The 18,774-nt window shown below is 36.6% G+C and carries 15 protein-coding genes; 12 read left to right on the forward strand and 3 right to left on the reverse strand.

Translation table 11 applies throughout. The annotated features are described in order from the left end of the window. Positions 1-58 precede the first annotated feature (58 nt). The 3 genes from ACIQLB_RS07050 to ACIQLB_RS07060 all read right to left on the reverse strand — a co-directional run bounded on the left by ACIQLB_RS07050 (position 59) and on the right by ACIQLB_RS07060 (position 4,164). Complete coding sequence (locus ACIQLB_RS07050) at positions 59-1,756, reverse strand: methyl-accepting chemotaxis protein (RefSeq protein ID WP_400722874.1); 1,698 nt, start codon at positions 1,754-1,756, stop codon at positions 59-61. After that, a complete protein-coding gene (locus tag ACIQLB_RS07055) occupies positions 1,734-3,383 on the reverse strand; it encodes a pyridoxal phosphate-dependent decarboxylase family protein (RefSeq protein WP_400722877.1) in 1,650 nt (549 codons plus the stop codon). Before ACIQLB_RS07055 ends, ACIQLB_RS07050 begins: the two co-directional genes overlap by 23 nt. 622 nt (positions 3,384-4,005) lie before the next feature. Beyond that, positions 4,006-4,164, reverse strand: coding sequence for a polysaccharide deacetylase family protein (locus ACIQLB_RS07060; protein WP_400723113.1), 159 nt, complete (start codon positions 4,162-4,164; stop codon positions 4,006-4,008). Between the two features lie 194 nt (positions 4,165-4,358). Between ACIQLB_RS07060 and ACIQLB_RS07065 the strand changes: the two genes are divergently transcribed. The 12 genes from ACIQLB_RS07065 to ACIQLB_RS07120 all read left to right on the forward strand — a co-directional run. Further along, the gene (locus ACIQLB_RS07065) at positions 4,359-5,549 is read left to right on the forward strand and encodes a DHH family phosphoesterase (RefSeq protein ID WP_400722880.1); all 1,191 of its coding nucleotides are present in this window, start codon (positions 4,359-4,361) and stop codon (positions 5,547-5,549) included. A 522-nt stretch (positions 5,550-6,071) separates the two neighbouring features. Continuing rightward, the gene (locus tag ACIQLB_RS07070) at positions 6,072-6,917 is read left to right on the forward strand and encodes a DUF4179 domain-containing protein (protein ID WP_400722883.1); all 846 of its coding nucleotides are present in this window, start codon (positions 6,072-6,074) and stop codon (positions 6,915-6,917) included. Positions 6,918-7,022: 105 nt separating this feature from the next. Further along, positions 7,023-8,183 carry a chromate efflux transporter gene (gene chrA, locus ACIQLB_RS07075; protein WP_400722886.1) on the forward strand — a complete coding sequence of 387 codons (1,161 nt, stop codon included), beginning with the start codon at positions 7,023-7,025 and terminating at the stop codon, positions 8,181-8,183. Positions 8,184-8,429: 246 nt separating this feature from the next. Then, positions 8,430-9,575: a radical SAM family heme chaperone HemW gene (gene hemW / locus ACIQLB_RS07080; RefSeq protein WP_400723116.1), complete on the forward strand. Its 1,146-nt coding sequence runs from the start codon at positions 8,430-8,432 to the stop codon at positions 9,573-9,575. An 89-nt stretch (positions 9,576-9,664) separates the two neighbouring features. Further along, on the forward strand, positions 9,665-10,693 hold the full coding sequence (gene hrcA / locus ACIQLB_RS07085) for a heat-inducible transcriptional repressor HrcA (RefSeq protein WP_400722889.1): 1,029 nt from the start codon (positions 9,665-9,667) through the stop codon (positions 10,691-10,693). 2 nt (positions 10,694-10,695) lie between these two features. Then, positions 10,696-11,283 carry a nucleotide exchange factor GrpE gene (grpE, locus tag ACIQLB_RS07090; protein WP_400722891.1) on the forward strand — a complete coding sequence of 196 codons (588 nt, stop codon included), beginning with the start codon at positions 10,696-10,698 and terminating at the stop codon, positions 11,281-11,283. Between the two features lie 74 nt (positions 11,284-11,357). After that, on the forward strand, positions 11,358-13,199 hold the full coding sequence (dnaK, locus tag ACIQLB_RS07095; RefSeq protein ID WP_400722893.1) for a molecular chaperone DnaK: 1,842 nt from the start codon (positions 11,358-11,360) through the stop codon (positions 13,197-13,199). A gap of 235 nt (positions 13,200-13,434) precedes the next feature. Further along, complete coding sequence (dnaJ, locus tag ACIQLB_RS07100; protein ID WP_400722896.1) at positions 13,435-14,553, forward strand: molecular chaperone DnaJ; 1,119 nt, start codon at positions 13,435-13,437, stop codon at positions 14,551-14,553. Between the two features lie 21 nt (positions 14,554-14,574). Continuing rightward, positions 14,575-15,516 (forward strand): 50S ribosomal protein L11 methyltransferase, encoded by a 942-nt coding sequence (prmA, locus tag ACIQLB_RS07105; RefSeq protein WP_400722899.1) that lies wholly within the window; start codon positions 14,575-14,577, stop codon positions 15,514-15,516. An 82-nt stretch (positions 15,517-15,598) separates the two neighbouring features. Beyond that, positions 15,599-16,336 (forward strand): 16S rRNA (uracil(1498)-N(3))-methyltransferase, encoded by a 738-nt coding sequence (locus ACIQLB_RS07110; RefSeq protein WP_400722902.1) that lies wholly within the window; start codon positions 15,599-15,601, stop codon positions 16,334-16,336. 453 nt (positions 16,337-16,789) lie between these two features. Further along, entirely contained in the window at positions 16,790-17,605 is an 816-nt protein-coding gene (locus ACIQLB_RS07115; RefSeq protein WP_400722904.1) for a CsxC family protein, read from the forward strand. A gap of 616 nt (positions 17,606-18,221) precedes the next feature. After that, a partial coding sequence (locus ACIQLB_RS07120) for a hypothetical protein (protein ID WP_400722907.1) occupies positions 18,222-18,774 on the forward strand: 553 nt, incomplete at its 3' end.

Genomic DNA, 18,774 nt, shown 5'->3' on the forward strand with positions numbered 1-18,774 from the left:
ACTTCTGTTTGTAAAAATTTAGTACAGAAAGTATAGCGGATTTTTTCATTAGATTTCCTTATAGCTGGAATTTTTGTATGATATTTCGAAGTTGCTGTGCCATCTCAGCTAAATTATTTGAAGACGCAGTTATCTCCTCAATACTAGCTGATTGTTCCTCAGAAGCAGCAGCCACATTTTGAATGTTTCCAGATGATTGTACGGCTATTACACCAACTTCCTCTACAGAAATGGCAATGTTGCTAACCCCGTCATTAATATTTGAAATGACGTTATTGACATAATCCATTTCTTGAGTAAGTGCAGTAATATGAGAATATATTTCTTTAAAGGCGTCACCAGATTCATTAAATGTAATTGAGCTTTCTGCAAGATTACTACTACTAATTGCCATAGATTTTACAGCTTGAGTAGACTCTTCTTTAATCGTCTCAATACGTGTTCGAATATTATTCGTCGCTGCTAATGATTGATCAGCAAGTTTTCGCACTTCTTCAGCTACAACTGCAAAGCCTTTACCATGCTCACCAGCACGTGCTGCTTCAATAGATGCATTTAATGCGAGTAAATTTGTTTGATCCGTAATCTCATTAATTAAAGTTACAATGTCGCCGATCTCATTTGAGTATGTGCTTAAACGTTTCACAACCTCTGAAGTCTCTTGAATAGCATTAGATGTTAAAGCCATTTTTTCTGTAGCACTTTGAATCGTCGTATTGCCTTTTTCTGAAATAGATGATGCACTAGATGCTTTAGTAGTGACATCATTAACGCTCGCTACAACTTCCGACATTTTTGTGGAGATTGCCGTAATATGATTTTCTACTTCTTCAATAGAGGAAGTTTGTTTTTCTGATCCTGAAGCTACTTCTTGCATTGAAGATGTAATTTGTTGAATAGATGCACTTGTTTGTTCAGAGCCTGCCGATAACTCTTCAGACATAGCAGCTACTTGCTCAGCATTCTCAGAAATTTGCTGAATAAGTGAGCGTAAGTCTGCGGTCATATTTTCAATGCCAGAAGAGAGCTGTGCAATTTCATTAGAACCCTTTATTTGAAGTGGTTCAACAGCTAATTCTCCTTGTGCCACCTTACCAACATAACTAGTCATATTTTTAATTGGTTTGATAATGCCTTTGCTAATGAAATAAGCCACAATAATACCGAAAATCAAAAACATCACGGTCATGATGATACAAGTCCAAATAGTCTTAGTTTGAAGTTTAGAAATGAAGGAAGCGTCCATATCTAAACCAAAAAGAATATCAGTATCTTTAAATGGTACAAAAATCGATTTATGAATACCGTATTCATCTTTATAAATATCACTAGATTGAACGGTTCCAGTACTTAGCGCTTCATGCATGTCCTTACTAAAAACATAGTCCTCTTGATAATTATCTTTATTGCTTAAAGCTATAATATGTTCTTTACCATTTGCGCGTGAAAGAACGTAGGCATTTTGAATATCATACTTTTTAAGTGATGCATTTAATTCTTTTAATATTTCTTCATATTTATCCTTATCGCCGTTATCTGCAGCTTTGACGTCATTTTCGTCTATACCTTCAAAAATGGTTTTAGATATAACATCTAAAGATGATTCAAATTGTGTAATAACAAAATTATTGATAATCTGAAAAGATGTAATAAATAATACAGTACTAAATATTATCGAAATAATAGCAATTGGAATAGTAAAACTTGCAATATATTTATAGAGTAAAGAGCTTTTAAATTTTTTGACTATACTCAACTTTAGCATCCTCCAATACTTTCACCTTTTGTTGTAAGAAATGGATCATATCACTAATATGTTCTGTCTCTGTATAAGGAGAAATTGAAAAGAATTTTGCAGCAGCTACTGGAATTTGTTGTTTTGTATCGCTAGTGCTGACAGTGCAAACACGCGTCGTATCACCGAAAAATACTTCGTCGCGACCTTCTCCTATAATTTCAAATAAAGAAGCGTTAATACCATTAATATATTCAATCTGATCTTGTGTATAGCTACCTGACTGTTCAGAGTTCCAATTAAAGCCTTCAGGATACAAACGAAAGGCTGTGACTGGTCCAATATTAGAATCATTGACTACTTGTAACATTGGAGTCTTCTCAGCTAACTGCGTACGGAACGCTAAATTTACACGCACATAATTTGCTAATATTTGTTGGTAGCCTTCTTTACCAAACGCCTGTAATGCAGCATAAATAGCAATAGAACTACCCATACGAGAGCACTCTAATGTATAGCCTGTATGATATGAACCATAGCCTCGATTACCTACATAAGGTGTGTCGAAGTCCTCAATATCTAATAGCTGTAGGTGTTTTCCTTCTTTTATTAAGAATAAGCTTGTTAAATACGGTGTTTGACCAAGCTTTTGGAAGTCGAAGCAAAGGCTATCCGCAATAGGTAGATATTGCATACGTTCTTTAATTTGCTCTAGTGCTTGTAAAACATCAGTCTCTAATTGAAGTGGATTTGTCTTAAAATCATAATCGTTGAAAAATGCGTAAAAACCACCTAAAGCTGAATCAGCGTGAATATGTATAGGTTTTAAGGAATGTTTTTGTTCAAGGTCAGTTGTAACTTTTTTGACTGCTTGTACATCATCAATGGCAAATTGATCTGTAGCGCCTGTTGTAGCAACTACATACACTGGAATACCCCCATTTTCGATAACCTCAGTCATACGCATACGTAAGTCTTCAATATCCATTGAATGGTCTTTTCCAGCTTTAATACGAATTAAATGCTTGCTACCGATGCCGACTGCTTCAATTGATTTTAATAAGCTGTAATGAGCATTTTCTGAAGCGAAGCAATATAAATTATTTGGTACACCATCTTCTTTTGCATTAGGGAATTGTTTAGCGATCGCAAGACGAAGCCCACTGAAAACTGCCCCTTGTCCACCCCAAGTTGTGTAACCAAAGCTTTGAGTATAGTCGTAGCCAACTAACTTCGACATCATTGCTACTACCTTTACCTCACATTCTGCGGCAGCTGGTCCGTATACATCCCATAGATTGTTACCGTTAAGTAGAGCATTAGTAAATTGACCTAATATGCCGGGAATGCTAGCCATTGGCAAAACATTTGTGACGAAGTTGCGTGTATGGTAAGGGTGTCCTTGCATCAATTGTGTTAAATCATTCACAACCTGATCAAGTCCGACACCTGAAGCAGGTACTTGATTTTCTTGCATTAACTCTTTATAGAAATTGTCAGAGCGCTCTTTCATTGGTCCAAGAGTTGTTGTTTTTGGATTTTTTAACTCATCTAATGATGTAACAATTTTCTCTAATAGGGATAAAAAATTCTCTCTTTGTTCGATATTCCCATCTTCACTTTGGAATAATTGTTGGATTTTTTTCATATTCATCTTCCTTTTTAGTTCGTTTTTCCTCTATTTTTTATTTCATAAAAATAGGTCGTTTTACTAAAATTATAATAACATATTATAACAAAAAATGAATTTATATTTTGTTGGATAATAAATTTCAGTCATTTCTAAATAGTCTGATTTAACCTAGGGCGAAATATATATAAGAAATATTGTAAAAGACTATGTTCGTAAATGTTGAATTTAAAGGGTTTTTATGACCTTTTTTAATGAATTGTTGCAAAGCTAATGACGAGGGAGAACTATGAGGGGAGTAAATATTTTTTAACAAATACTATGCATTGAATAATTTTAATTTATTTAAGAACGATGAATAATTTAATGCTTTAAGACTATTAGAGGGAAATATATAAATATTAATCTATAGTCAAAAAGGAATCTGCATAAATGCAATTTTTTGATTATTGATGCAATCCTAGAAACAGTTGTAACTCTGATTGTGATAGTTTTAAATTAGAGCTGAGTTTATGGGTTTCTATTTTCCTGTTTTTCAAAGTTATTTTTGTAAGTATGGGATGTTAATGTTAATTATGGTTTTATCTATTTTTTACATTTTGATAAGATTTTTATTTTTGGAGTATGATTTTTTTATTTGCTACAAGTGAAATTCTTTTCGCTTATGTGAATAAGTGTGATTGCCCATTTGGTAACCCGCCTTGACATTTTTTTTAGATTCCTCTGGATGTTCCTCAATTTCCTTTCCTATTAGAAAAAAGATTGCTTTAGTATTGGAGGTATCTAATAAAGGTAGAATGGCGCTGAATTTTTAATAGGGCCATCATCGAATGTTAATGCAACAACGTTCATTAACTTATATGAAACAAAACCTAAAGCAATAATGAATAATAGACCAAGTCCTAAATAAGAATTTTTCTTTGTTCGTATAAACACTCCTTACAATACCAATAATTTTTTAATGATAAACCATACTAATATAGAGGTGAAAAAATGTATAAATTGCTATCGCATAATGATTTAGATGGAGTAGGCTGCGGGATATTAGCCAAGCTTGCTTTTCAAGACCAGGTAAAGGTAAGATACAATTCAATTTCATCGCTGGATCGCGAAATTGAGTATTTTTTAGATAATAACGAACAAGATACTTTTTTATTTATTACTGACTTATCTCCAAACGGGGAAAATGAAAAGAGATTAAATGATTATTATACCGCCACTGGCAATGTTCAACTGCTTGATCATCATAAAACGGCTTATCATTTGAACGATTATGCATGGGGTAAAGTATTAATAGAAGATGAAAATGGCTATTTAACATCAGCAACGTCTTTATATTATCAGTATCTTGTTACTCATGGATTTTTAGAACAAACAAACTCCACCGCAGAATTTGTAGAGTTAGTGAGACAGTACGATACGTGGGAATGGGAGAAGAATGATAATCACAAAGCACGTCGGTTAAATGCTCTCTTTTTTTTAGTATCAATCGATGAATTTGAAGAAAAAATGCTTGAACGTCTAATGACAAGCGAGCATTTTGATTTTGATGAATTTGAAAAGAAAATTTTAACTATGGAAGAAGAGAAAATAGAACGGTACATCCGACGAAAAAAAAGGGAGCTAGTGCAAACATCGATAGGAGAATACTTTACAGGTGTGGTTTATGCAGAATCTTATCATTCAGAGCTTGGTAATGAATTAGGAAAAGAAAATGTACACCTCGATTTTATAGCTATATTAAATATGGGTGGCAAAAAAATTTCCTTTCGTACGATTCATGACCACATAGATGTTTCGGTAATTGCAGCAGAATTCGGAGGGGGAGGGCACCAAAAAGCAGCTGGGTGTTCTTTAACAGATGAAGCTTATGAGCAGTATGTGGCTCAAACATTTCATATAGCACCAATACCAGAGGATGCGAAACGAAATCGCTATAATTTTAGGTTCTCTTCTTTTGGGACAATGTATAAAAACCTAAAGGAAGAATTTTTCCTCCTATATTCAATAAGTGATTTTGATTGGATCATTGAAAAAAATAAAATGCCGTTAGATCAAATCTTTACAAGTTTTTATGAAGCGGAATGGTTTTTAAAAAGAAATTATCAAGCATGGTTAGTGAAAGATGAGTTATTTGTAGATTTTTTAATGGAAGAGGCCATAAAGGTTCGTCATCAAGAGTAAGGGAAATAGCTCTTCGGCAAAAAGAGGGGTTGATTTCAGTTCCGACTGGGTGCTTTCCTGGGGGCGTCGGGGCAACAGGATGTTGGTCACGAAGGCGTTATCACAGGACGTGATAATTTTAGCCTTCGTTCCTCTGCTGATCCCCAAGGAGTCACCCAGTCTCCACTCCAATCAACCACTTCACATAGCATATATCTTCGGGCATGAGAAATCACTAACTTAATGCGCTGCAACAATCACAAATATTATCTTGACCATTTTGTTCTTCAAGTTTTGCAACAACTTTAAAGGAATATAAATTATTCCTTTAGATACATATTGAAATCAGCCAAACCTAGACATCGTTAGAGGTTATATAATGCTCAGCTGAAAACTACAATAAATAAAAAGCATTTATCTTCAATCAGCAAAATGTTTTTGTAGCGGAAGCGAAGCGACAGTTACAGAAGACTTCCACCTCTGAGGTGGTGAGATGCAAAGCGAAATTGATGCAGATAAACTTTCTTAAAATGAGGTGTACATATGTCCAATGATATGCTTCTTGTTGAGAGTCAGCCTAAGGAAAATCGAGGACGGAAAATATGGTTTGTAGTTCTATTGCTTTTATTGATAGCTTCTTGTGTCATTGTTTATTATTTTTTGTTTAATAAAGATTTGAATTTTGAAACCTACAAAACAGTTGTCGGTAAAACTACTGAAAATAGTCTAGGACGTTTAACGTTAAATGAAATAATAATTGACGATAACCAAATATTATTGAATGCTACCTTTAAGCCAGGAAAGGACATAAATTTCGACCATCAAATTTTTTTCTTTCCGCAGGTTTTTGTGAATGGAAAAGAGTTCACGGTTAGAAATGGAGGACAGTCAATTCAACAATCCGATAAAACCTATACAATCTATAGTAGTGTGAAATTAAGTGAACTACCAGAGGATAAAATATTAAATTTAGATATTCGTTATAACGATTGGAACGGCGAAAAAAAGATTGACGAGCCCTGGGAATTTCAAGTAGAAGCGTCACAAGAGCAATTACAAGAAGATAGAAAAGTCTTTCCGGTTGAGAAAAAAGTAAAGCTGTTAGATAGTCAGGAAATAACAATAGCAAAGGTTGTTTCTACACCAATATCAACAACGATTTATTTTTATTCAGAGAAAAGTTTATTAAATGAAGCGATACATTTTAAAATTCAATCAGTATCAGGGGAAACTTGGCACTTTAACTCCGCTTATCCTTTAAATGAAGATTATACGAAATGGGGTATTCGTCTCGATGCATTATATTTAACGGGAAAGAGCTATGAGCTAGTTCCGGTTGCTGCTAATGGAAGTGAGCTTGGTTCTGCTATTAAAATTGGAGATGAGTAAAGATATCTGATTTTTATAGTGAAAACTTTACAATATCTTAAACCAAAAAGATGATTCCCCCATGTAATATGAATATATATATGGAATGGAAAGTAGTTGAAGATATTGCGAAGGTTATGGGAAATTTTTTTAGTTTCGCTTAAATTAGGTTGCACATCCTTTGGGGGCCCAACTGCCCATTTGGGCTATTTTCAAAATGAATATGTTCAGAAGCGTAAATGGTTATCTGATCATGACTACAGTCAGCTTGTTGCACTCAGTCAATTTTTACCCGGGCCAGCATCGAGCCAGGTAGGGATGGGTATTGGCTTAATAAGAGGCGGTTTGTTGGGGAGTATTGTGTCATTTCTTGGGTTTACATTGCCGTCAGTTTTGCTACTTATAACATTTGCTTATTTTTCTGCACATACAGGGATGAGTATGGGCTGGATTCATGGCTTAAAATTAGTGGCTGTTGCGATTGTTGCGCAAGCTATTTTTGAAATGTCAAAAAAATTAATCCCTAGTATTCGGCATTTTATAATCGCGTTGTTGGCACTTGTAGTAGTGCTTTTATGGGCCCATCCACTTGCTCAAGTAACTTCTATTATTGTTGCTTCTTTTATAGGCTATTATTTTTTTAAGAAGACTAATCAAAAAGATGACCCAAAAGAAACGTTTATACCTATTTCAAAAACGACAGGTGTATGTTTTTTAGCGCTGTTTGTTATACTTCTCGTTGGTTTACCAATTGTTAGCCCACTTATTCAATATGAATGGTTTACGATCATTGAAAAGTTTTATCTATCAGGTGCATTAGTATTTGGTGGAGGTCATGTCGTATTGCCTTTACTAGAGGCACAGTTTGTGCAAAGTGGATTAATGAGTTCTTCTGATTTTTTAGCAGGATACGGAATGACGCAGGCAGTTCCTGGTCCATTATTTACATTTGCTTCCTACATAGGTATGGTCATTGCTGGGGTACCTGGGGCTATAATCGCTACGCTAGCCATTTTTTTACCGGCATTTTTACTAATAGTAGGGGCGATGCCTTTTTGGCTAGCTCTTCATCGTTTTGCTGGATTAAAAGGGGCGATGGCTGGTGCAAATGCAGCAGTTGTTGGAATATTAGCTGCAGCTTTTATTCATCCGATTGTTACACAAACAATTCAAAATGGTCTAGACGTAGTAATTGCAGCCGTTTTTTTATGGTGCTTGATGCGTTGGAAAATTCAACCTTATTTGCTAGTGCTAGTCGGCATTTGCGTAGGAATTGTATGTTATTAAGAATACTCAAAAAATCAAAACCTTATTGCTGTGGTTTTGATTTTTTTGTGCAATAAATTAGCTATGTAGATAAAGTGAGTACTGCTTTTTGCAACAAACCTCTTTATCCAGCAGGTTCCCTCTATCAATATATTTACCATTCAGTCTTGATATAGTTCTTTTTACTAGCTCGATTCATGGCGTTCCATGCCGGGATTGTTTATAATGAGGAAATGGAAAAAGACTAACGAGAAAGAAGGGATAGCTATGGCACGGGGTGTTTACATTCATATTCCTTTTTGTCATCAAATTTGTAACTATTGCGATTTCAATAAATTTTATTTTAAAAATCAACCAGTGGATGAATATATAGAAATACTTGGCAAGGAGATGGAGCTTGCGACAAAAAAGTATCCTGAGAGTTTTAAACAAATCGAAACGATATTTCTTGGTGGCGGTACACCAACAGCATTATCGCCTCAACAAATAGGGAGACTTCTTGAGCTTATTCGTACGTATATTCCAATGGACAGTGTGACAGAATTTACATCAGAGGCCAATCCGGACGAGCTATCAGAAGCAAAATTGCAGGCATTATTTGATGGTGGTGTAAATCGCTTAAGTATGGGTGTACAATCCTTTGATCAAGAGTTGTTAAAGAAAATTGGTCGTACTCATAGCAACAATCATGTTTACGAAACAATATCTTTAGCGAAAAAGGTTGGTTTCAGAAATATTAGTGTGGATTTAATGTACGGTTTGCCGGGTCAGACAATGGCACAATGGAAGGATACCTTAGAAAAAGCGTTCGCGCTTAATTTACCACATTATTCTGCTTATTCACTAATAGTGGAGCCAAAAACGATTTTTTATAATCAATATTCAAAAGGTAAGCTCCATTTACCAACTGAAGATCTTGAAGCGGATATGTACGATGTGTTAATGAACCAGATGGAGGCACATGCACATCAACAATACGAAATTAGCAACTTTGCTCAATCAGGTTTCAGTTCTAAACATAACAAAATATATTGGGAAAACGGTGAATATGCAGGCTTTGGTGCTGGTGCTCATGGGTATTTAGCTGGTGTGCGTTATTCAAATCATGGACCATTGAAAAAGTATATGGATGCAGTAAATGCAAGGGAACTACCAATTGTATATGAACATGTTGTAACAGAGAATGAGAAACGAGAAGAGCAAATGTTTTTAGGTTTGCGTAAAACAGAAGGAATTACACACACTATATATGAAGAAAAATTTAATGAATCGATGCATAGGCATTACTCACATGTTATTGAAAGTTTAGTCTCAGAAGGTCTTTTGGAACATGACACTATAGGAATTCGTCTTTCGCGAAAAGGTCGTTTTGTAGGGAATGAAGTATTTCAACAATTTTTACTAGAAGATTGAGCGATATCGTTGACATAAAATGTAGGATTTGATAACTTAATAATAGTATTAGCACTCCTCTTAGTTGAGTGCTAACAGAGGTGATGATCATGCTAACAAATCGGCAATTACAAATATTGCAAGCTATTGTAGACGACTTTATTATGTTTGCACAGCCGGTAGGTTCTCGCCAAATCTCCAAAAAGCAAGAGATTACATTTAGTCCAGCCACAATTCGAAATGAAATGGCGGATTTAGAGGAATTAGGTTTCTTAGAAAAAACACACACTTCCTCTGGTCGAGTGCCTTCGGAAAAGGGGTATAGATTTTATGTAGATCATTTGTTGAACCCACAAGGCATTAATTCAAGGGATATTCAGCAAATCCAATCAATTTTCAACGATCGTTTAGTAGAAGTAGAGCATATTATCCGAAAGTCAGCCAATATTTTATCAGAGCTGACATCGTATACATCGATTCTTTTAGGACCAGACGTTCAAAGACATCGTGTTAAACGATTTTCAATTGTGCCACTCTCTAGCGATACAGCAGTAGCGATTATCGTAACGAATAACGGTCATGTTGAAAATCGCATGTTTAGTTTACCTCCTAATTTTACCGCTTCTGATTTAGAGAAAATGGTTAATATTTTAAATGAACGCCTAGTTGGTGTGTCATTAGAGGATATTCATAAAAAACTCGAAGCTGAAGTGCTCACAGTATTACAGCAGCATGTTCGATCATCGGATGATTTTATTCACGCTCTCGTTACAGCGACGATGCATAATTCGGAAAGTAAAATTTTCTATGGTGGTAAAACAAATATGTTCAACCAACCGGAATTCCACGATTTAAATAAAGTCCGTATGATTTTGGACTTAATGGAAACGACTAGCCAAGTGCAGTCGCTCTTCCAACCCAATGAATCGGGCATTCATATTCGTATTGGCTCGGAAAATAAACAACTAGAAATGGAAAACTGTAGTGTCATTACGACCACTTATTCTATTGGTGAAGATCAGCAAGGAGCAATAGCAATTATTGGTCCAACACGTATGGATTATAAGCGTGTTGTTGCTTTACTAGACGTAATGCGCATGGATTTAACACAAGCATTTACAAAGAATCGTAGTGATTGATAATGAGGAGGATTCAAGTGACGGAAACAACTGAAAACAAAGACCTTGTACAAGAAGAAAAGGATGTACAAGCTGAAAATGCAGTAGAAGCAGAAGTTAAAGAAGGACAAGAAGCTGAATTAACAATCGAAGAACAGTATGAAGCAAAGCTAGCTGAGTTACAAGCGAAGCTAGACGATGAGGAAAATCGTCATCTGCGCTTACGTGCTGACTTCGATAATATCCGCCGCCGCAATCAACTTGATCGTGAGGCTGCTGAAAAGTATCGCGCTCAGAGCTTACTGTCAGATTTACTGCCAGTAATCGATAATTTTGAGCGTGCCTTACAAGTTGAAGCGACTTCAGAAGAAACTGCTTCCATCGTAAAAGGTATTGAAATGGTGTACCGTTCTCTGATAGAAGCTACTGAGAAGGAAGGCTTACAGATTATTAAAGCTGAAGGTGAGCAATTTGATCCGAATGTTCACCAAGCTGTCATGCAGGAGCAAGATAGTGAAAAAGAGGCGGGTGTTGTCTTACGCGAGCTTCAAAAAGGCTATATGTTAAAGGATCGCGTATTACGCCCAACAATGGTATCTGTAAACGAATAGACTTAGTACTGTTTAGTTAATTACATTAGTTAGAAAACGCATCATTTGCGTTTAAATAATAGGAGGCAATTTTTATGAGCAAAATTATCGGTATTGACTTAGGAACAACAAACTCTTGTGTTTCTGTACTAGAAGGTGGAGAACCAAAAGTAATTCCAAACCCAGAAGGAAACCGTACAACACCATCTGTTGTTGCGTTTAAAAATGGCGAACGTCAAGTTGGGGAAGTAGCTAAACGTCAATCAGTAACAAACCCTAACACAATTATTTCTATTAAATCTAAAATGGGTACATCTGAAAAAGTTAAAGTGGAAGATAAAGAATATACGCCACAAGAAGTTTCTGCAATGATTCTTCAATACTTAAAAGGCTATGCTGAAGACTACTTAGGTGAAAAAGTAACAAAAGCAGTTATTACTGTACCTGCTTACTTCAACGACGCTCAACGTCAAGCTACTAAAGATGCTGGTAAAATCGCAGGTTTAGAAGTAGAGCGTATTATCAACGAACCAACAGCTGCTGCACTTGCTTATGGTTTAGACAAACAAGATACAGATCAAAAAGTATTAGTATTTGACCTTGGTGGCGGTACATTTGACGTATCTATTCTTGAATTAGGTGACGGTGTATTTGAAGTATTAGCAACAGCTGGTGATAACAAACTAGGTGGGGACGATTTCGATGACGCTATTATCGAGTATCTTGTAGCAGAATTCAAAAAAGAAAACGGCATTGACCTTTCTAAAGATAAAATGGCTATGCAACGTCTAAAAGATGCAGCTGAAAAAGCGAAAAAAGACTTATCAGGTGTAACATCTACTCAAATTTCTTTACCATTCATCACTGCTGGTGAAGCGGGTCCATTACACTTAGAAATTTCTTTAACTCGTGCAAAATTTGACGAAATTACATTACCATTAGTAAACCGTACAGTAGGTCCAGTACGTCAAGCATTATCTGATGCAGGTCTTTCTACATCTGAAATTGACCAAGTAATCTTAGTTGGTGGTTCTACTCGTATTCCAGCTGTACAAGAAGCTGTACGTAAAGAAACTGCAAAAGAGCCACACCGTGGTGTAAACCCTGACGAAGTTGTAGCAATGGGTGCTGCTGTTCAAGGTGGCGTATTAACTGGTGATGTAAAAGACGTAGTTCTACTTGACGTAACTCCACTTTCATTAGGTATCGAAACTATGGGTGGCGTATTCACAAAATTAATTGACCGTAACACTACGATCCCAACATCTAAATCACAAGTATTCTCAACTGCAGCTGACAACCAACCAGCAGTAGATATTCACGTACTACAAGGTGAACGCTCAATGGCAGCAGACAACAAAACATTAGGTCGCTTCCAATTATCGGATATTCCGCCAGCACCACGTGGGGTACCACAAATCGAAGTAACATTCGATATTGATAAAAATGGTATCGTATCTGTTAAAGCGAAAGACCTTGGTACAAACAAAGAACAAACAATTGTTATTCAATCTGATTCTGGTTTATCTGAGGAAGAAATCGAACGTATGGTAAAAGATGCTGAGGCAAATGCTGATGCGGATACTAAACGTAAAGAGGAAGCAGATCTTCGCAACGAAGCTGACCAATTAGTGTTCCAAGTTGACAAAACAATTGCTGACTTAGGTGAACAAATTACAGAAGACGAGAAAAAATCTGTTGAAGATGCTCGTGATGAACTGAAAAAAGCGCTTGAAGCGGGCGAATTAGAAGGCATTAAATCTGCTAAAGAAAAACTAGAAGGCGTATTACAGCCATTAGTTATGAAAGTATATGAACAAGCTGCAGCGGCTGCTCAAGCAGCTCAAGGCGATGCAGATGCAGATGCAGATGCTGGCGCTGGTAAAAAAGATGATATCGTAGACGCTGACTTTGAAGAAGTAAAAGACGATAAATAATAGTAAGTAACGCAGTTAAGTGAAGAAGCCAAAGACCGCTTGCGGCTTTGGCTTTTCTCTTTATTTTTAGCTATGTCCTATGCACACTTAATCGTTTAGTTTCATAGGTTATTTGCGAGTAAAGTGAAAAAACATGTGTGCAACAATTTTAATGTATATTTAATAATAAAATAGAGGCAGTTTTTTTAACTGCGTGATACAATAGATTTTATGCAAAAAGAGCGGAGTGTGAATCATGGAGAAACGCGATTACTACGAGGTGCTTGGTTTAACGAAATCGGCTTCTAAGGATGAAATTAAAAAAGCATACCGTAAATTATCAAAGCAATACCATCCTGACCTTAATAAAGAGCCAGGTGCAGATGAAAAATTCAAAGAAATCGCTGAAGCTTATGAAGTATTAAGTGACGATCAGAAAAAAGCACGCTATGATCAATTTGGCCACGAGGATCCAAATGCAGGCTTTGGTGGTGGCTTCGGAGGCGGCGGCTTTGGCGGCTTCGAGGATATTTTCAGCTCATTCTTTGGTGGTGGCGGTCGCCGTCAGGATCCGAATGCACCACGCAAAGGTGATGACCTTCAATATCGTATGAATATTTCATTTGAGGAAGCGATTTTCGGGAAAGAAACAGAAATCGAAATTCCAAAAGATGAATTATGTGATACTTGCCAGGGTTCAGGTGCAAAACCAGGTACTAACCCCGAAATATGTTCAACATGTCAAGGTGCAGGTCAAGTAAATCAAGCTGTAGATACACCTTTCGGTCGTGTGATGAATCGCCGTACTTGTTCAACATGTCAAGGTGTAGGTAAAATCATTAAAGAAAAATGTTCAACTTGTCGTGGCGAAGGAAAAGTTCAAAAACGTAAGAAAATCAAAGTAAACATTCCAGCGGGTGTTGATGATGGTCAGCAAATTCGTGTGTCTGGTCAAGGTGAACCAGGTATAAATGGAGGACCTGCGGGGGATTTATATATTATGTTCCGCGTTCAAGGACACAATGAGTTCGAACGTGATGGCGATGATATTTATTTCGAACTAAAACTGACATTCCCACAAGCAGCTCTTGGTGATGAAATTGAAGTTCCGACTGTTCATGGGAAAGTAAAACTACGCATTCCAGCGGGAACACAGTCAGGTGCGCAATTCCGTCTAAAAGACAAAGGTGTCAAAAATGTTCATGGCTATGGCACAGGGAATCAATATGTAACAGTAAAAGTTGTAACTCCAGAAAAATTAACAGAAAAACAAAAGCAATTACTACGTGAATTTGCGGAAATCAGTGGTGATATTCCTGAAGAGCAAGGAAGCTCGCTATTCGATAAAATTAAGAAAAAATTCCAAGGTGAATAATTAGAGGAGCTGAAGAGCTACGTGAAGTGGTCAGAATTATCCATTCATACAAAAAATGAAGCGGTAGAAGCAATTTCGAATATTTTGCATGAAGCAGGGGCAAGTGGTGTGGTTATTGAAGATTCTGCAGAATTTGCGAAGCCACGTGAGGATCAGTATGGTGAAATTTATGCACTAAATGAAGCGGATTTTCCGAAAGATGGTGTTATTGTTAAGGCTTACTTATCGGAGTCTAGTTTTTTAAATGAAACAGTCGAAGAAATTAAGGCGGCTATAACAAATCTAACGAACTTCAACATCGATATTGGTGAAAATGTTGTATCGATTGTGGAAGTGAATGAGGAAGACTGGGCAACAGCATGGAAACAATACTATCATCCTGTAAAAATTTCTGAACGCTTTACAATTGTACCAACATGGGAAGAATATGTACCAGTAGCAACAGATGAATTAATTATTGAATTAGATCCTGGTATGGCTTTTGGTACAGGAACACACCCTACAACTGTTATGTGCTTACAAGGGCTTGAGAAGGTTGTAAAAGAGGGAGATACGGTAATTGATATTGGAACAGGTTCAGGCGTTCTATCAATTGGTGCAGCCTTACTAGGAGCTAAGAGTGTACATGCACTCGATTTAGACGATGTAGCTGTACGTTCAGCACAAGAAAATGTTACGTTAAACAAAGTAGCTGATAAAGTATCTGTATTCCATGGAAATCTATTGGATACAGTAAAGGAACCAGCTGATGTCGTTGTGGCTAATATTTTAGCAGAAATTATTATGTCCTTTACTGACGATGCATTTACGGTTGTCAAACCGGGTGGATTATATGTCACTTCAGGTATCATTGGTGCAAAACGTGATGATGTAAAAACAGCATTGGAAGCTTCAGGCTTTGTAATCGAAGAAGTATTATTAATGGAAGATTGGGTAGCGATCATTGCCCGTCGACCACAATAAGTGGACTGAGGGAGCGCCAAATCGTGAGCCGTGTGCTTGCGATTTGGCGTTTTCTCTTCTTGCTATAAAGGAGTATGGTAACATGCAGCGATATTTTATTGAGACGACAATAGAGGAAGCGCGTATTAGCGGAGAGGATGCGCGACATATTGAACGAGTAATGCGTATGAAAGAGGGCGAGAAAATCGTTGTAGTTGCACAAAATACCGCCCATATTTGTGAAATTGTAGCCTTTGAAGGAGATGAGGTACACGTTCAAACTACAGGTGACATTGTTCCTTCTCCGGAGTTACCTGTGCATGTCACAGTGGCATGTGGTTTGCCAAAGGGTGATAAACTAGAACTTATTACACAAAAGGCTACAGAGCTTGGAATGTTTGCCTTGTTGCCATTCGAAGCGGAGCGTTCCATCGTTAAATGGGATAAAAAGAAGGGTGCCAAAAAGCAAGAGCGTCTACAAAAAATTGCAAAAGAAGCAGCTGAGCAATCCCATCGTACACATATCCCAGAAATTTATGAACCAATCTCTTTTAAACAGCTACTAGAACAAGTTGGCAATTTCGACGCCGTTTTTATAGCTGATGAAGAGGATGCAAAAGCAGAACAACGCACAAGATTTGCGGAGAAGCTAAAAAATGCGAATGACAAGAAGTCGAAATCAATTCTAATTATTTTTGGTCCAGAAGGTGGCATTGCTAGAAAAGAAGCAGATGCCCTGATTCAAGCTGGTGCCCAAACGATGTCATTAGGACCCCGAATTTTACGAGCAGAAACAGCGCCACTCTATGCACTGTCTGCAATATCTTATGAATTTGAATGAAATAGGTATTTAGTCCTGTCGAAAGAGGCTTTTCAAACAATGGCTGTGCATGGGTAAACTGCAATATAATTACGCGTAAGAGCAGTCGTGGCAAGATTTGAAGGAATAGGAAAAAACCACAATCAATGACTGTTTTTTATTAATAATACTAACAATGCAAAAGAGCCGATTCAAATTTTTTTGAATCGGCTCTTTTGCATTGTTAGTCCAAATAAACTCGTTAGAATAGGTTTTATTTTTTAGTAAAATTCCCATTTTAGTATTATAGTTTTTTTACTTAAATGGGGTAAAATCATAGGGAGAATTGGATATTCCCCCTATCAGTAAAGTATTAAAATCCCATTTTATTATAAGTAAAAAAACTAGTATACAAGTCCATGTATAGTTTTAAGTGCTTCATATTCTAATATTGAGCGCTCTCCAATACTAAAAAAATGAAAAGAGGGGATTTTTTTGAGTGATCAATTAGATATTCAAGTTAATCAAGTCGAACCTTGTCCAGTAACATCAACAGAACAAATACCATTAACTACTGCTACTACACCACTAGTCGCTACACCGTTAACGACTCCAACTATTAAAATTCCAGTTGTACTTGCAGAACCAACACTTCAAATTGTTGTGGAGTCGGATATTACGCTTACTCCTGCGGCAACTGAAATCAAAAGAGTGAAAAAAAATGTATTCCTGAATCAAGTGAAACTTGTACCGGTTGCTTTTGCACGTATTGCTGGCACTGACTTTTTTAGGGTAACAAGAGCTAAATTATTTGTAGCGGGAAATATTCGCAAAAATATAGAATATGCTTCAGCAGCATGTAACGGGGCACTCCAAGATAGAATAGCCGATGTTCCGTTTTCAGGTTTTACAGACCTTACTTTCCCACAAACAACAGGAGGCCCTACTCCGATTTTAGGAATTTCCGAGTTTGCCGAAGTGAACTTCCTGAATGAAACTACGCAAATGGATGCCCGATTGGATAAAGCCTTCTTCCAGAATCTAGTTAAATACAACGAACAACCATTTGGCGAGCTAGTAGCTGCAAACTTCTTTGAACTTGATTTTTCACCGGTTATGGTAGCACCAGAAGGCACTTTCGACACATTACGTGAAAAAATCGTGCTTGAGCTTACTGTAAAAGTACTGCAAGTTCAACAAATTCGCCTTGGAGCTGGCTCTAGTGTAATAACTCCTGTTCTTACAGGGCTTACTCCTCCACCTAGTCCGGCTATTATTCCTCCTCCTCCTCCTTCTAATCCTAGTTGTTAATCTCAGTTTTTAGAGGAGCAAAACAGATAAGAAAGGGCATGAGGGCACTGAAATCTAAAATTTGAGTTGGCAGTTGAAAGTTCGGTTAAATCGAACTTTCAACTGTTTTTTGTATTAAAAGATGCTATCAAATAATTGAGTTGAAAACAAAATAGTGTGGATAGATAAAATTTTGGGTGCTATCGTCTCTCAAACACATGAGTATCTTAATTGCTACTTGAGATTTGAAAAGTACTCTGTGACAAAAGTGAAAATAAAGCATAAAATGGATTGTAATTATAAGTGCAACACTTAGATCAATATAAAAGTAGCTCATAATGATGTCGTTTGACAATATTCGAAAAAAGGGGCGTTCATTAAAAGCTATACACATCTATCATATATTTGAGCAAAAATAGAAGAAAAAGTGTTTAGCTGTTCTCAAACATTAGAAGAAATAAAAATGGCAGTTTTTTTACCAATCCCTATTCATCATGGCAACGTAAGTAAATGAAAACGGGTTACTTCGTGAGTTTTTCCTGAAGAAAACGATTTTGAACATGTTTCTCTTATCGTAGGATTTTACGGATCAAATGTTGCACAATATTTATCAAAAACATTATTTGGGAGTGAACTAATGCAAACTCCATGGATTAACTATGAAGTGATGAAAGAGATAAGTTCCAAACAAAAATATAATTGTCAAGTTGAACCCATCGAAATGGATCAAGCAACGCAACAAAATTCACCTTATTCTGATTTTATAAATGATCTCCTTGATATAGAAAAAGAAAATGAAACCAGCCATGCATCACATTTAGATTCCGATTGTGAACTACTCATTCCTTCTGAAACTAATGTAGGGGATGAAATGAATGATCCTCTTGATACAGACGATGTAGATGAAACCAAGCCTGTGGAAGAACAGAATTATGCATCTCATCTAGATTCCAATTGTGAACTACTCACTCCTTTTGAAACTAACGTAGGGGATGAAATGAATGATCCTCTTGATACAGAAGGAGCAGATGAAACCAAGCCTGTGGAAGAACAGAATTTTGTAGCCCATCTAGATTCCGATCGTGAACTACTTATTCCTTTTGAAACTAACGTAGGGGATGAAATGAATGATCCTCTTGATACAGAAGGAGCAGATGAAACCAAGCCTGTGGAAGAACAGAATTTTGTAG

This window comes from Lysinibacillus sp. NPDC092081 (assembly GCF_044755845.1).
Classification (GTDB): domain Bacteria; phylum Bacillota; class Bacilli; order Bacillales_A; family Planococcaceae; genus Lysinibacillus.

Bases quoted from the DNA above. Each gene is read 5' to 3' on its own strand.
- ACIQLB_RS07055 (WP_400722877.1), bottom strand. From the start codon at position 3,383: ATGAAAAAAATCCAACAATTATTCCAAAGTGAAGATGGGAATATCGAA.
- ACIQLB_RS07065 (WP_400722880.1), top strand. From the start codon at position 4,359: ATGTATAAATTGCTATCGCATAATGATTTAGATGGAGTAGGCTGCGGG.
- ACIQLB_RS07070 (WP_400722883.1), top strand. From the start codon at position 6,072: ATGTCCAATGATATGCTTCTTGTTGAGAGTCAGCCTAAGGAAAATCGA.
- hemW (WP_400723116.1), top strand. From the start codon at position 8,430: ATGGCACGGGGTGTTTACATTCATATTCCTTTTTGTCATCAAATTTGT.
- hrcA (WP_400722889.1), top strand. From the start codon at position 9,665: ATGCTAACAAATCGGCAATTACAAATATTGCAAGCTATTGTAGACGAC.
- grpE (WP_400722891.1), top strand. From the start codon at position 10,696: ATGAGGAGGATTCAAGTGACGGAAACAACTGAAAACAAAGACCTTGTA.
- dnaK (WP_400722893.1), top strand. From the start codon at position 11,358: ATGAGCAAAATTATCGGTATTGACTTAGGAACAACAAACTCTTGTGTT.
- dnaJ (WP_400722896.1), top strand. From the start codon at position 13,435: ATGGAGAAACGCGATTACTACGAGGTGCTTGGTTTAACGAAATCGGCT.
- ACIQLB_RS07110 (WP_400722902.1), top strand. From the start codon at position 15,599: ATGCAGCGATATTTTATTGAGACGACAATAGAGGAAGCGCGTATTAGC.